At 57.7% G+C, this 12,892-nt stretch carries 14 protein-coding genes; 6 read left to right on the top strand and 8 right to left on the bottom strand.

Annotated features, from left to right (window positions below):
* Window positions 1–29: 29 nt before the first annotated feature.
* The 4 genes from tauD to tauA are packed head-to-tail and all read right to left on the bottom strand — an operon-like array spanning window position 30 to window position 3,448.
* A complete protein-coding gene (gene tauD / locus LZU96_RS02410; RefSeq protein WP_233986946.1) occupies window positions 30–869 on the bottom strand; it encodes a taurine dioxygenase in 840 nt (279 codons plus the stop codon).
* A complete protein-coding gene (gene tauC, locus LZU96_RS02405) occupies window positions 866–1,693 on the bottom strand; it encodes a taurine ABC transporter permease TauC (protein WP_233986945.1) in 828 nt (275 codons plus the stop codon). Before tauC ends, tauD begins: the two co-directional genes overlap by 4 nt.
* A complete protein-coding gene (gene tauB, locus LZU96_RS02400) occupies window positions 1,690–2,457 on the bottom strand; it encodes a taurine ABC transporter ATP-binding subunit (protein ID WP_233986944.1) in 768 nt (255 codons plus the stop codon). Before tauB ends, tauC begins: the two co-directional genes overlap by 4 nt.
* 10 nt (window positions 2,458–2,467) lie before the next feature.
* Window positions 2,468–3,448, bottom strand: coding sequence for a taurine ABC transporter substrate-binding protein (gene tauA, locus LZU96_RS02395; protein ID WP_233986943.1), 981 nt, complete (start codon window positions 3,446–3,448; stop codon window positions 2,468–2,470).
* Window positions 3,449–3,684: 236 nt separating this feature from the next.
* Here tauA and LZU96_RS02390 point away from each other — a divergent pair, with 236 nt between their 5' ends.
* Complete coding sequence (locus tag LZU96_RS02390) at window positions 3,685–4,665, top strand: LacI family DNA-binding transcriptional regulator (protein WP_233986942.1); 981 nt, start codon at window positions 3,685–3,687, stop codon at window positions 4,663–4,665.
* Between the two features lies 1 nt (window position 4,666).
* On the opposite strand, the gene LZU96_RS02385 is transcribed toward LZU96_RS02390, so the two are convergent.
* On the bottom strand, window positions 4,667–5,269 hold the full coding sequence (locus tag LZU96_RS02385) for a LysE family translocator (RefSeq protein WP_233986941.1): 603 nt from the start codon (window positions 5,267–5,269) through the stop codon (window positions 4,667–4,669).
* A 60-nt stretch (window positions 5,270–5,329) separates the two neighbouring features.
* Here LZU96_RS02385 and LZU96_RS02380 point away from each other — a divergent pair, with 60 nt between their 5' ends.
* From LZU96_RS02380 to LZU96_RS02370, 3 genes are all read left to right on the top strand, one after another.
* On the top strand, window positions 5,330–6,346 hold the full coding sequence (locus LZU96_RS02380) for a hydrolase (protein WP_233986940.1): 1,017 nt from the start codon (window positions 5,330–5,332) through the stop codon (window positions 6,344–6,346).
* Window positions 6,347–6,350: 4 nt separating this feature from the next.
* Entirely contained in the window at window positions 6,351–6,569 is a 219-nt protein-coding gene (locus tag LZU96_RS02375; protein WP_094120254.1) for a YheU family protein, read from the top strand.
* A gap of 61 nt (window positions 6,570–6,630) precedes the next feature.
* On the top strand, window positions 6,631–7,500 hold the full coding sequence (locus LZU96_RS02370; protein ID WP_233986939.1) for a phosphoribulokinase: 870 nt from the start codon (window positions 6,631–6,633) through the stop codon (window positions 7,498–7,500).
* Window positions 7,501–7,527: 27 nt separating this feature from the next.
* Here the strand turns inward: LZU96_RS02370 and LZU96_RS02365 are convergent, their stop codons facing one another.
* On the bottom strand, window positions 7,528–7,932 hold the full coding sequence (locus LZU96_RS02365) for an OsmC family protein (protein ID WP_094120252.1): 405 nt from the start codon (window positions 7,930–7,932) through the stop codon (window positions 7,528–7,530).
* Between the two features lie 303 nt (window positions 7,933–8,235).
* Here LZU96_RS02365 and crp point away from each other — a divergent pair, with 303 nt between their 5' ends.
* The gene (gene crp / locus LZU96_RS02360) at window positions 8,236–8,868 is read left to right on the top strand and encodes a cAMP-activated global transcriptional regulator CRP (protein WP_000242758.1); all 633 of its coding nucleotides are present in this window, start codon (window positions 8,236–8,238) and stop codon (window positions 8,866–8,868) included.
* Between the two features lie 57 nt (window positions 8,869–8,925).
* A complete protein-coding gene (locus LZU96_RS02355; RefSeq protein WP_233986938.1) occupies window positions 8,926–11,001 on the top strand; it encodes a YccS/YhfK family putative transporter in 2,076 nt (691 codons plus the stop codon).
* Window position 11,002: 1 nt separating this feature from the next.
* Here the strand turns inward: LZU96_RS02355 and argD are convergent, their stop codons facing one another.
* Together argD and LZU96_RS02345 are read right to left on the bottom strand one after the other, a co-directional pair.
* A complete protein-coding gene (argD, locus tag LZU96_RS02350) occupies window positions 11,003–12,223 on the bottom strand; it encodes a bifunctional acetylornithine/succinyldiaminopimelate transaminase (RefSeq protein ID WP_233986937.1) in 1,221 nt (406 codons plus the stop codon).
* 81 nt (window positions 12,224–12,304) lie between these two features.
* Window positions 12,305–12,880: an aminodeoxychorismate synthase component II gene (locus LZU96_RS02345; RefSeq protein WP_233986936.1), complete on the bottom strand. Its 576-nt coding sequence runs from the start codon at window positions 12,878–12,880 to the stop codon at window positions 12,305–12,307.
* Window positions 12,881–12,892: the final 12 nt, after the last annotated feature.

Here is a 12,892-nt window from a genome sequence, read left to right as displayed (position 1 = left end):
ATCGGGGAGAACGCCTCCGTCGCCGCGTCTTAAAACGGCTTATCCCCCAGAACCGTTGCCCGCTGCATGATCCGCCGCGCCGGATAATAATCGGCATTAGCGTAATGCTGGGTCACCCGGTTATCCCAGATAGCCAGATCGTTCGGCTGCCAGCGCCAGCGCACCTGGAACTCCGGCTTAGTGACGTGGCTGAACAGGAACCCCAGCAGCGTCTCACTCTCTTTCTCGCTCAGATCAACAATCCGCGTGGTAAAGCCTTCATTCACAAACAGCGCCTTTTTGCCGCTGACCGGATGGGTGCGGATCACCGGATGCTGCACCGGCGGATGCTTCGCCACCGCCTGCTGCCAGCGCTGATGCTCCTCTGCCGTTTTGCGGTACTTATATTCCTGGAAAGACTTTTTGAAATCGTGCTCGGCGGTCAGGCCAGCCAGCAGCGTTTTAAACGGTGCTGAGAGCGCCTCATACGCAGCAATGCCGCTGGTCCAGAGCGTGTCACCGCCCGCTTCCGGCAACACCTTTGACGACAGCAACGCGATCGCCGGTGGCGTTTCGATAAACGTGACGTCGGTATGCCAGTTATCGTTATCCGGCGGATTGTCCTGATGCGTATCCAGCACGATGATCTCTTCAACCCCGTCGGCGTGCGGATAGACCGGATGAATGTGCAAATCGCCAAAGCGGATTGCCAGCGCCCGGTGCTGCTCCGGCGTAATCACCTGATCGCGCAGAAACAGCACCTGATGACGCAGCAGACCGTGATAGAGCTGTTCAAACTGCGCATCGCTGAGCGGCCGTGAAACATCAAGGTTAGAAACCTGAGCACCAATATAGGGACCCAGCGGTTGAAAATTCAGACGTTCATTCATGATTGTTCTCCATTCCACGGCGTCAGACGGCGCTGCAGGGCACGTAAGCCGAGTTCTAAACTAAACGCAATCAGGGCGATGACCGCGATGCCCGCCAGCACCACGTCGGTAGCGAGAAACTCGCCGGCTGACTGCACCATAAAGCCGAGACCACGGGTTGCCGCAATCAGCTCCGCCGCTACCAGCGTTGACCAGCCAACCCCCAGACCGATGCGCAGCCCGGTGAGGATTTCGGGTAGCGCGCCAGGCAGGATCACCCAGCGCAGCAGTTGCCAGCGGGTCGCGCCCAGCGACTGCGCCGCCCGGATGCGCACCTGTTGGGTATTGCGCACGCCGGCCAGGGTAGAGAGAGCCACCGGCGCAAAAATGGCCAGGTAAATCAGCAGAATTTTCGAGGTTTCACCAATGCCGAACCAGATCACCATCAAGGGCAGATAGGCCAGCGGCGGGATGGGACGATAGAGCTCGATCAGTGGATCAAGCAGGCCACGCGCCACCGGGCTGAGACCCATCAGAATCCCGACCGGAATCCCGATGGCCGCAGCAGCAAACAGCGCGATCAGCATACGGGTCAGACTGGCCGCCAGATGCTGCCACAGCGTGGCATCCATAAAGCCCTGCGGGCCGGCAATCAGCAGTAGTTTGCTGAACACCTGCTGCGGCGGCGGTAAAAACAGGGGCGCGATCAATCCCAGCGCGGTCACGCCCCACCACAGCAGCAACAGCAGCATGACGCTCAGCACGCTTAACGAGAATCGGGTGGAAAACGGCCAGCGTAACCGGCGTCGCACCGGCAGGGTTTTGTCGTTGATTAACGCACTCATGCAAACGCCTCCCGCTGTTCAAACACCCGGCTCAGCACATACTCGCGCTGGGCAATAAACTGCGGATCGGATTTGATACTGCGGCACGGCTCCCCATCGGCAAAGCGCTGACCGAAATCGAGCCTGAGCCGCTCGACAATCCGCCCAGGTCCAGGCGACAGCAGCACCAGATCGCTGGCGAGGAAAATGGCTTCTTCAATATCGTGGGTGATCAGCAGGATCTGTTTACCGCTGTCGCGCCACAGCGTCAGTAACAAGGTCTGCATCTGCTCCCGGGTAAAGGCATCGAGCGCGCCAAAGGGTTCATCCAGCAGCAGCAGTTGCGGATCGGTCGCCAGCGCGCGCGCAATGCCCACCCGCTGCCGCTGACCGCCCGACAGCTGCCAGATCGCCCGCTTTTCTGCCCCTTCCAGCCCGACCTGTCTGATCAGGCGGCGGGCGATAGTTTCGCGCTCCTGACGCGCCATGCCCGCCAGCTGCAATCCAAAGACGACGTTATCCAGCACGTTACGCCACGGCAATAAACCCTCATGCTGAAAGACCACGCCGCGTTCAGCACCCGGTCCGGTGACCGGCTGGTCATCCAGCGTGATGCTGCCCGACTCCACCGGCAAAAAACCGGCCACCAGGTTGAGCAGCGTGGTCTTGCCGCAGCCTGACGGCCCCAGCACCACCAGCAGTTCACGGCGATCGAGCTGCAGATTGATATCCTGCAACACCGGTTGCCCGGCATAACGCGCATTCAGATGAGCGATGCGTAGCATGGGCGTCTCCTTAAGGTTTGGCTAACGGCTCAACAAAGCGAGAGGTGACATAACTGCTGTAATCGTTATCCGCCTGCGGCACTCTGCCCTGCGCTTTCAGAAACTGCGCCGTGTCGACAATCGCCTTGTTGACCGGCTTGCCCAGTTGCTCAACCTGCTGTTGCGCCGTCAGGTAGGTGTTGCCTTTCACCAGGCCTGGCACCTGTGCTTCCGGTACGCCGCTCAGGCGTGACAGTTTGCTGAGGTTATCGGGCTGCTTCAGCCAGCTGTCAGGATTGTCGAGATAGGCTTGCTGAGCCGCCAGCGCGCTGCGGGCAAACGCAGTAACGATCTCCGGATGCTGCTGAGCAAAGTCTTTGCGCACCACCCAGACGTCGAGGGTTGGCGATCCCCAGCTACCCACCTGCGCCGAATCGGTTAACACCTTGCCGTTTTTCTCCAGTTCATTGACGGCAGGCGCCCAGACATAGGCACCATCAATGTCGCCGCGCTGCCAGGCGGCAATAATGGCGGGCGGTTGCAGATTGACCAGCTGCACCTGCGACGGCTTGATACCCCAGTGTTTCAGCGCTGCCAGCAGGCTGTAATGGGTGGTTGAAATGAACGGCACTGCGATGCGCTTACCAATCAGATCCTGCGGCGTGGCGATGCTCTTTTTCACCACCAGCGCCTCAGAGTTACCGAGCTGGGAAGCCAGCAGAAATGCTTCGATCGGCAGCTTCTGCGCCGCGGCTACGGCCAGCGGGCTGGAGCCAATATTACCAATCTGCACGTCGCCGGATGCCAGCGCCCGCAGTACGCCAGCGCCGCTGTCAAACTTGCGCCAGTCGACGCTGGCCCCACTCTCGCTGGCGAAACGGTTGTCAGCCTGCGCCACTTTGGCTGGCTCGGCTGACGTCTGATACGCCACGGTGACATTGACCGCGTCTGCCCGGAAGGCCAGCAGCGCCAGCGCTGCGGCTAATAACGTTAAACGTGCTGTGACTGCCATGATTATTACCCCACCCTTTTTATGATGGCAGCAGTGTCTCTGGCGGGAATAGTTTCACCAAGGAATTAAAAATTATCCCTAATAGAAATAAGTTCTTAGATCACTATCTGCATAACAAAGTCAAAAAGCGCAAATGCTGAAAAACAGCCGAAGCTCAAAAAATGTCAGGCGCTCACATTCGGCCTGTGTTATTGATATGCGTTCCTGTTTATTGTCTGCAAAGGTCTTTGTGTTCGATGTCGATTGAGAAAGTCGCTCAGCTGGCTGGCGTCTCTAAAGCCACGGTGTCGCGGGTTCTCAACGCCCATCCCGGCGTCAAACCCGATACGCGTGAGAAAGTGCTGTCGGCTATCGCCGCCTGTGACTACCAGCCCAATTTATTAGCCCGGCAGCTGCGCACCGCGCAAAGTCACATGTTGCTGGTGTTGATTTCCGATATCACCAACCCATTCTGCTCGCGCGTGGTACAGGGGATTGAGGCCGAAGCAGAGCTGCACGGCTATCACATCCTGCTCTGCCACTCTGCGTCGCAACTCCAGCGCGAAGCCGCCTACCTTACGCTGCTGACCGGCAAAGTGGTGGATGGCGTCATCACTATGGATGCGGCCTCAGGATTGCAGGATCTCCAGAACATCATCGCGGGCGCACCCTGGGTGCAGTGCTCGGAGTTTGATCCCGCCATTCCGGCTTCCTCCGTCACCATTGATCATCTTGATGCGGCGCGCGATACCGTGCACTACCTGGCCGGCAAAGGCCGCAAACGCATCGGGCTGGTTAACGGGGATATGCGCTATCTCTATTCACATCACCGTGAACAGGGTTACCGTCAGGCGATAAGTGCGCTGGGACTTGAGTGGTCTGGTGTCGCCTACGCCAGCGATATCTCCACCGAAGCGGGCAGCCAGGCTTTGCAGCAGTTACTGGCGCTGCCGCAGCCGCCGGATGCGGTATTTGCGGTGTCAGATGTGCTGGCGGTAGGCGTGATTCATGCGGCGCTGGAGGCGGGACTGCGGGTGCCGGAAGATCTGGCGGTGGTCGGTTTTGACGGCATTCCATTTACCCGCAGCCTGAACCCGCCGCTGACCACCATCGAACAACCGATGTATCAGCTCGGGGCGCGAAGCGTGCAGCTGCTGTTGCAGAAAATTCGTCAGCCGCACGCGCCGGTGATCCGCGAGGTATTGCCCTGGAGGCGCGTCGAACGCGCCTCCAGTTAACTCAGTGCCAGATGAGCAGAACGCAGGCCGCCGTCAGCAGCCCCATTGAAATATTGAAGATTTTCCAGGCGCGGCGGCTGCGTAAGATACGGCCAATCATCGCGCCGAAGCCCATCCAGATCAGCCCGGACACCAGATTGACGATAAACATGCCGAGACTGATCGCCATCACCGATTGACGATAGGCGTCGCCAGCCAGACTAAAGCTGGCGACCGCGCCCAGTGCCATCAGCCAGGCTTTGGGATTAATCAGCTGCAGTAAGCCACCCTGCCAGAACGGCATCGGTTTAACCGGCACCTGATCGGTATCCAGTTTTTCATAGCTGGCGGTGGCAATTTTCCAGGCCAGCCACAGCAGGTAGAGGCTACCGGCGATTTTCAGCACCAGATGCAGCGAGGGATAGAGCAGAATCAGCCCGCCGACGCCAAACGCCACCATCAGCAGCATCACCTGCATGCCGATCATGATGCCAATCATCAGGGGAAGCGTACGCAGAAAGCCAAAATTGGCGCCGCCTGCGGTAAGTAACATATTATTAGGGCCTGGCGTGATCGCGGCGACCCAAAGGAATCCTAACATCGACAAGAAAAGACTGAGTTCCATAGCAATCGGGTGCTCCTCACCCCCAGCAAGCAAAAAACCTATCGAAGCTAACAGTGTGATATGGATCAGACAAGCTTTTACCGAATGAAATTCACCGGACCCGACACCGATCAATTTATCCCGTTAGCGGGTCTGCGCAATGCCCATCTGCAAACGGTGTTGCCCCGTCTGTTGCGGCGGCAGATCAACGTCGATCCGCACTGGCAGCGTCTCGATCTGCCCGATGGCGATTTTGTCGATCTCGCCTGGAGTGAAGATCCGCAGCGGGCGCTGCATAAACCCCGGGTAGTGCTGTTTCACGGGCTGGAAGGCAGCTTCCACAGCCCCTATATCCACGGGCTGATGGCGATCTGCCGCGCGCGTGGCTGGCTGGCGGTGGTGATGCATTTCCGCGGCTGCAGCGGCGAACCTAACCGGCAGAACCGCATCTATCACTCCGGCGAAACCGAAGATGCGCGCTATTTCCTGCACTGGCTGCAATCCCGCTGGGGCCGGGTTCCGACCGTCGCGGTGGGCTTTTCACTGGGCGGCAATATGCTGGGTTGTCTGCTGGGCCAGCAGGGGTCGGATGCGCCGGTTGATGCCGGCGTCATTGTCTCTGCGCCGCTGATGCTGGAACCGTGCAGCATCAGACTGGAGCGCGGTTTCTCGCGCTTTTATCAATACTACCTGCTGGCCCAGCTAAAGAAGAATGCGCGGCGCAAACTGCACGCCTGGCCAGAAACCTTGCCGGTCAATCTGGCGCAACTGAAAGCGTTGCGGCGTCTGCGTGACTTCGATGATGCGATCACCGCTCGCGCCCACGGTTTTATCGATGCCGCTGATTACTATCGGCGTGCCAGCGCCCTGCCCTGGCTGAAACAGGTCGCTAAGCCGCTGCTGATCATTCATGCCAAAGATGACCCGTTCATGAGTGATGAGGTGATACCGCACAGCAGCCAATTATCTGCCACTATTACTTATCAGCTGACCCCACACGGCGGTCACGTTGGCTTTGTCGGCGGGACATTGCGCCAGCCCGAAATGTGGCTTGAACAGCGCATACCCCAATGGATGACCCCTTTTCTGGATACCTGACGTTGTGATTATTCCCTGGCAACAGGTCTCACCTGAGACCCTCGAAAATCTGATTGAAACCTTCGTGCTGCGTGAAGGCACCGACTACGGCGAGCAGGAGCGCAGCCTGAACGAAAAAGTGGCTGACGTCCGCCGCCAGCTGGAAACCGGTGAAGTGGTGCTGGTGTGGTCGGAGCTGCATGAATCGGTCAATATTATGCCGCGCAAAGAATTTCGCGGCTGATGCGCCGATCGGCAATTCATGGTAACAATGCCCATGGCCCGACCTCACAGGGAGCTTTTTTATGTCTGCACGCCATCCGATAATTGCCGTCACCGGTTCCAGCGGCGCGGGAACCACCACCACCAGCCTCGCGTTCCGTAAAATCTTTCAGCAGCTCGATCTGCACGCTGCCGAACTGGAAGGCGACAGTTTTCACCGCTTCACCCGGCCGGAAATGGATATGGCGATTCGCAAAGCGCGCGATCTGGGCCGTCATGTCAGTTACTTCGGTCCGGAAGCCAATGACTTTGGCCTGCTGGAGCAGAGCTTTAAACAGTATGGGCTCAACGGTGAGGGCCAGTCGCGTAAATACCTGCATACCTATGACGAAGCCGTTCCGTGGAATCAGGTGCCGGGCACCTTTACGCCGTGGCAGCCGCTGCCGCAAAACACCGATATTCTGTTTTACGAAGGACTGCACGGCGGCGTGGTGACCGCCCAGCATAACGTGGCGGAGCATGTCGATTTACTGGTCGGCGTGGTACCAATTGTCAACCTGGAGTGGATTCAGAAGCTGGTGCGTGACACCAGCGAACGCGGCCATTCGCGGGAAGCGGTGATGGACTCGGTGGTGCGCTCGATGGAAGATTACATCAACTTCATTACGCCACAGTTCTCGCGCACTCACCTTAACTTCCAGCGCGTGCCGACGGTGGATACCTCGAACCCGTTTGCCGCCCGTGCTATTCCGTCACTGGATGAGAGTTTCGTGGTGATCCACTTCCAGGCGCTGGACGATATCGACTTCCCTTACCTGCTGGCGATGCTGCAGGGATCGTTTATCTCGCACATTAATACGCTGGTGGTGCCGGGCGGAAAGATGGGGCTGGCGATGGAGTTGATCATGGGACCACTGGTGAAGCGACTGGTGGAAGGCAAGCGAATAGAATAAGAGGCCGCAGAGCGGCCCCCGCAGAGATCAGCGTTCGATCACTTCATAGCTGTGGGTAATGGTGACGCCTTTGCCCAGCATGATGGCAACCGAGCAATATTTTTCTGCAGAAAGATCCACCGCGCGTGAGACCGCTTTATCCTGGAGCGCTTTGCCGCTGACGATAAAGTGCAGGTTGATGTGCGTAAAGATTCGCGGCGCCTCTTCACGACGTTCTGAGGTCAGTTTCACTTCACAATCAGCCACATCGTTGCGGCCTTTTTGCAGAATTGAAACCACGTCGATGGCGCTACATCCGCCCGCCGCCATCAGCACCATCTCCATTGGGCTGGGCGCTTTATCACCCGAATTGCCATCCATTAATACCTGATGGCCGGACGACGACTCACCGAGGAATGTCAGCCCTTCTACCCATTTCACTCTTGCCTGCATGATTTTCGCTCCAGAATATGCGGTTTTGCCGTCAGAGTACGCTTTCGCCTGGTAAACAGCAATCCAGAGAAATCCGCTGTTAGCTGAAGCGAGACAACAGAAGACAGTCGGCAAAAGCTGTGCTACAAACAGTGCTGAAAATATTTTTCGTCACCCGATGGCGAAGCCGGGAAGAATGATGCGCACTGCGCCGAATGCAGCCCGAATAATTTCCTGTAAGGGAAACGCTTGAAGCTTTCATCGCCTGACAGGGAAAACTGCCCCCTGTATTTTGGGCACGATTACAACAGAGGATAATAGCGAATGGTTCTCGGCAAACCGCAAACAGACCCTACACTCGAATGGTTCCTGTCCCATTGCCATATTCACAAGTATCCATCCAAAAGTACGCTGATTCACCAAGGTGAAAAAGCAGAAACGCTTTACTACATCGTGAAAGGTTCCGTCGCGGTTCTGATTAAAGATGAAGAAGGCAAAGAGATGATTCTTTCTTACCTGAATCAGGGCGATTTTATTGGCGAGCTTGGCCTGTTCGAAGAAGGTCAGGAGCGCAGCGCCTGGGTACGTGCGAAAACCGCGTGCGAAGTGGCGGAGATTTCCTACAAGAAATTCCGTCAGCTGATCCAGGTTAACCCCGATATCCTGATGCGACTCTCGTCGCAGATGGCGCGTCGCCTGCAGGTTACGTCTGAAAAAGTGGGTAACCTCGCTTTCCTCGACGTCACCGGACGCATTGCTCAGACTCTGCTTAACCTGGCGAAGCAGCCAGACGCCATGACGCATCCCGACGGCATGCAAATTAAAATTACTCGTCAGGAAATTGGCCAAATCGTTGGTTGCTCACGTGAAACCGTGGGCCGTATTTTGAAGATGCTGGAAGATCAGAACCTGATCTCCGCACACGGCAAAACCATCGTCGTTTACGGCACCCGCTAATTCCTGTCACCCACGGCGTGATGGCAACATCGCGCCGTTATTGTTTGTGTTGGGCCGATGTGGCGTCGAATTATTTACCATCCTGAAGTCAATTATGCCTTGCGGCAAACGCTGGTGCTCTGTCTGCCAGTGGCGCTGGGCTGGCTGGCTGGCGACCTGCAAAAAGGTCTGCTGTTCTCGTTAGTCCCCGCCTGTTGCAATATCGCCGGTCTGGATACCCCGCATAAACGTTTCTTCAAACGCCTGATTGTTGGCGGCAGCCTGTTTGCGCTCGGCAGTTTTCTGATTCAGTGGCTGACGCTGCACGCGATTCCTTTGCCGCTGATTCTGTTCGCGATGCCGCTGCTGCTGGGCGTCACCGGTGAAATTAGCCCGTTGCACGGCCGTCTGTTGCCGGGCTCGCTGATCGCCGCCATCTTCACGCTGAGTCTGATTGGCCGTATGCCGATCTACGTACCGCCGCTGCTCTATATCGGCGGCACGCTGTGGTACGGGCTGTTTAACTGGTTCTGGTTCTGGCTGTGGAAAGAGCAGCCGATGCGCGAAAGCCTGAGCCTGATCTACCGTGAACTGGCCAACTATTGCGACGCCAAATATACCCTGCTGACCCAGCTGACCGATCCGGAAAAGGCCCTGCCGCCGCTGCTGGCGCGTCAGCAAAAAGTGGTCGATCTGATCACCACCTGTTACCAGCAGATGCACATGCTGTCCGCCAGTCGGGATCACAGCCATAAGCGGCTGACCCGTGCTTTTCAGGTGGCGCTGGATCTGCAGGAACATATCTCGGTCAGCCTGCATCAGCCGGAAGAGGTGCAGAAACTGGTGGAGCAGAGCCATGCGGAAGCGGTGATCCGCTGGAATGCTCAGACCATCTCGGCCCGCTTACGAGTGCTGGCGGATAACATTCTCTATCACCAGTTGCCCGATCGGTTTGGCATGGAGAAGCAGCTCGGCGCGCTGGAAAAAATTGCCCGCCAGCATCCTGATAATCCGGTGGGAAATTTCTGTCTTTATCACTTTAACCGCATCGCGCGGGTGCTGCGTACGCAAAAGCCGCTCTATCAGCGTGACCTGATGGCCGATCGCCAGCGCCGTCTGCCGCTGCTGCCGGCGCTGCGCAGTTATCTTTCCTGGCGTTCGTCTGCACTGCGCACCGCCGGTCGTTTTGCCGTGATGCTGATGCTGGGCAGTGCGCTGGCGCTGTTTTTCAATATTCCGAAGCCCTACTGGATTCTGATGACCATTATGTTCGTCAGCCAGAACGGCTATAGCGCCACCCGGGTTCGTATTCAGCACCGGGCGCTGGGCACTTTTGTCGGACTGGTGATTGCCGCCGCCACCTTACGTCTCGCAGTACCGGAGTCGCTGGTGCTGATGATCATGCTGGTGATCACTTTTATCAGCTACCGCTTTACCCGCCAGTTTTACGGCTGGTCGATGATTGGCTTCACGGTGACGGCGGTCTACTCGCTGCAACTGCTGTCGCTGAATGGCGCGCAGTTCCTGCTGCCGCGCCTGATGGATACCCTGATGGGCTGCCTGATCGCCTTCGGCGGGATGTTGTGGCTCTGGCCGCAGTGGCAGAGCGGCTTGCTGCGACAGAACGCCCATGACGCGCTGGAAACTTACCAGGATGCGCTGCGGCTGCTGCTGGGCGCGGAACAGTCGCCGGAGAAGCTCGCTTATCAGCGGGTGCGGGTTAATCAGGCGCACAATGCGCTGTTTAACTCCCTGAACCAGGCGATGCAGGAACCGGCTTTTAACGCCCAGTATCTCAAGGATATGCGGCTGTGGGTCACCCATAGCCAGTTCATTGTTGAGCACATCAATGCGATGACGATACTGGCGCGGGAACATACCATGCTGACCGCCACGCTGGCGGAGCGCTATCTGCAGTCGTGCGAAATTGCGCTGCAACGTTGCCAGCAGCGGCTGGAATATGATGGTGCCAGTTCGCAGGTCAATCTGCTGGATGAGCTGGAAAATATTAATGAAGGGCCGGTGACGGTGCTGGAGCAGCATGTGCGCCGCATTCTGGATCATCTGAGCGTGATGCACACCATTTCATCGCTGGCGTGGAGCCAGCGACCACAGCATGGCCGCTGGCTGATCAGACGGTTACGCAAAAACTAAATCAGCCGGCGATCACCTTGCCGACGGCGGTCGCAAAGCGGCGCATACCCTCTTCGATATCGGCGGGCTCGATGATCAGTGAAGGCGCGAAACGCATCACGTCGGTGCCAGCCACCAGCACCATCACGCCTTCCGCGGCGGCGGCATTCAGAATGTCACGCGCCTTGCCGGCGTGTTGCGGCTTCAGCGCCGCGCCAATCAGCAGGCCTTTACCACGAATGTCGCTGAACAGATCGTATTTTGCATCTATCGCCTGCAGCGCGCTGACAAACTGCTGACGCCGGAGATCAACGCCTTCCAGCACCTCAGGGGTATTGATAATATCCAGCGCCGTTTCCGCAATGGCACAGGCCAGCGGATTGCCGCCATAGGTCGTGCCGTGCACGCCGGGTGCCATAGTCGAGGCGATCTCGTTAGTGGTCAGCATGGCGCTGACCGGAAAACCGCCGCCCAGCGCTTTGGCAGAGGTCAGAATATCGGGCTGCACACCGTAATGCTCATAGGCAAACAGCTTGCCGCTGCGTCCCATGCCGCTCTGCACTTCATCCAGCACCAGCAGCGCCTGATGCTGATCGCACAGGTCACGCAGCCCCTGCATAAATTCCTGCGTGGCGGGCACGACGCCGCCCTCGCCCTGAATCGGCTCAACCACGATAGCGCAGGTGTGATCGTCGATAACCGCTTTCACCGCATCCAGGTCATTAAAGGGAACATGGACGATATCGGCCGGTTTAGGGCCGAATCCGTCAGAATATTTTGGCTGCCCGCCGACCGTCACGGTAAACAGCGTCCGGCCATGAAAGGCGTTGTGGAAGGCGATGATCTTGCTCTTGAACGGGCTGTGACGTTTGCAGGCGTAATAGCGCGCCAGTTTAAACGCCGCTTCATTCGCTTCGGCACCGGAGTTGGCGAAAAACACCCGATCGGCAAAGGTGGCGCTGATGAGCTTACTGGCGAGACGCAGCGCCGGTTCGTTGGTGAAGACGTTGCTGGTATGCCACAGGGTTTCGCCCTGGCTTTTCAGCGTCTCTACCAGCGCAGGATGGCAATGGCCGAGCGCAGTCACCGCGATGCCGCCAGAAAAGTCGATATACTCTTTGCCCTGCTGATCCCAGACTCGGCTGCCCTTGCCTTTCACCGGCACGAACTGCGCTGGTGCATAAACAGGCAAAATAACGTTATCGAACGTTTCCCGTGTGACCGCAATTTTTTCGGCTGCCATGAGTGACTCCCTTTGAGTGATTGTTGTGCTGCTGTGAAATAATAATCACAAAATATGCATAAAAAATCACTCAAAGGCAAACTATTGCGTCAGGAAATTGTGCAGCAGCTGGTGTCCCTGCTCACTGAGAATGCTTTCAGGATGGAATTGCACCCCTTCCAGCGCCAGGGTTTTATGGCGGATTCCCATGATCTCGTCGGGCTGGCCGTCACGCAGGCTCCAGGCGGTGACTTCAAAGGCGTCGGGTAGCGTATCGCGTTTGACGATTAATGAGTGATAACGGGTGACGGTGAGTGGGTTGTTGAGCTGGCGGAACACGCCACTGTTGCTGTGCTGGATCAGCGAGGTTTTACCGTGCATCACCTGGCGGGCGCGCACCACTTCGCCGCCCCAGGCCTGAGCCATCGCCTGATGTCCGAGACAGACACCCAGCACCGGCAGCCGCCCGGCGAAATGGCGAATCGCCGCCAGTGAAATACCGGCTTCGTTGGGCGTGCAGGGTCCAGGTGAAATCACCAGATGGGTCAGCGGCAGCGCATCCATCTGGTGCAGGGTGATGGCATCGTTGCGCACCACCCGCACCTGCGCGCCCAGCTCACAGAAATATTGATAGAGATTCCAGGTAAACGAGTCGTAGTTGTCGATCAGCAGCAGCATGACGAATCCAGG

Source organism: Pantoea agglomerans, assembly GCF_021397715.1.
GTDB classification, from domain to species: Bacteria; Pseudomonadota; Gammaproteobacteria; order Enterobacterales; family Enterobacteriaceae; genus Pantoea; species Pantoea astica.
This window is presented reverse-complemented; position numbering and strand designations above follow the sequence as displayed.

Excerpts from the sequence above, each read along its gene's own strand:
- tauA (WP_233986943.1), bottom strand. The coding sequence starts at position 3,448 with ATGGCAGTCACAGCACGTTTAACGTTATTAGCCGCAGCGCTGGCGCTG.
- LZU96_RS02390 (WP_233986942.1), top strand. The coding sequence starts at position 3,685 with ATGTCGATTGAGAAAGTCGCTCAGCTGGCTGGCGTCTCTAAAGCCACG.
- tauC (WP_233986945.1), bottom strand. The coding sequence starts at position 1,693 with ATGAGTGCGTTAATCAACGACAAAACCCTGCCGGTGCGACGCCGGTTA.
- LZU96_RS02370 (WP_233986939.1), top strand. The coding sequence starts at position 6,631 with ATGTCTGCACGCCATCCGATAATTGCCGTCACCGGTTCCAGCGGCGCG.
- LZU96_RS02365 (WP_094120252.1), bottom strand. The coding sequence starts at position 7,932 with ATGCAGGCAAGAGTGAAATGGGTAGAAGGGCTGACATTCCTCGGTGAG.
- LZU96_RS02345 (WP_233986936.1), bottom strand. The coding sequence starts at position 12,880 with ATGCTGCTGCTGATCGACAACTACGACTCGTTTACCTGGAATCTCTAT.
- crp (WP_000242758.1), top strand. The coding sequence starts at position 8,236 with ATGGTTCTCGGCAAACCGCAAACAGACCCTACACTCGAATGGTTCCTG.
- tauB (WP_233986944.1), bottom strand. The coding sequence starts at position 2,457 with ATGCTACGCATCGCTCATCTGAATGCGCGTTATGCCGGGCAACCGGTG.
- LZU96_RS02385 (WP_233986941.1), bottom strand. The coding sequence starts at position 5,269 with ATGGAACTCAGTCTTTTCTTGTCGATGTTAGGATTCCTTTGGGTCGCC.
- tauD (WP_233986946.1), bottom strand. The coding sequence starts at position 869 with ATGAATGAACGTCTGAATTTTCAACCGCTGGGTCCCTATATTGGTGCT.
- LZU96_RS02380 (WP_233986940.1), top strand. The coding sequence starts at position 5,330 with ATGGATCAGACAAGCTTTTACCGAATGAAATTCACCGGACCCGACACC.
- argD (WP_233986937.1), bottom strand. The coding sequence starts at position 12,223 with ATGGCAGCCGAAAAAATTGCGGTCACACGGGAAACGTTCGATAACGTT.
- LZU96_RS02355 (WP_233986938.1), top strand. The coding sequence starts at position 8,926 with ATGTGGCGTCGAATTATTTACCATCCTGAAGTCAATTATGCCTTGCGG.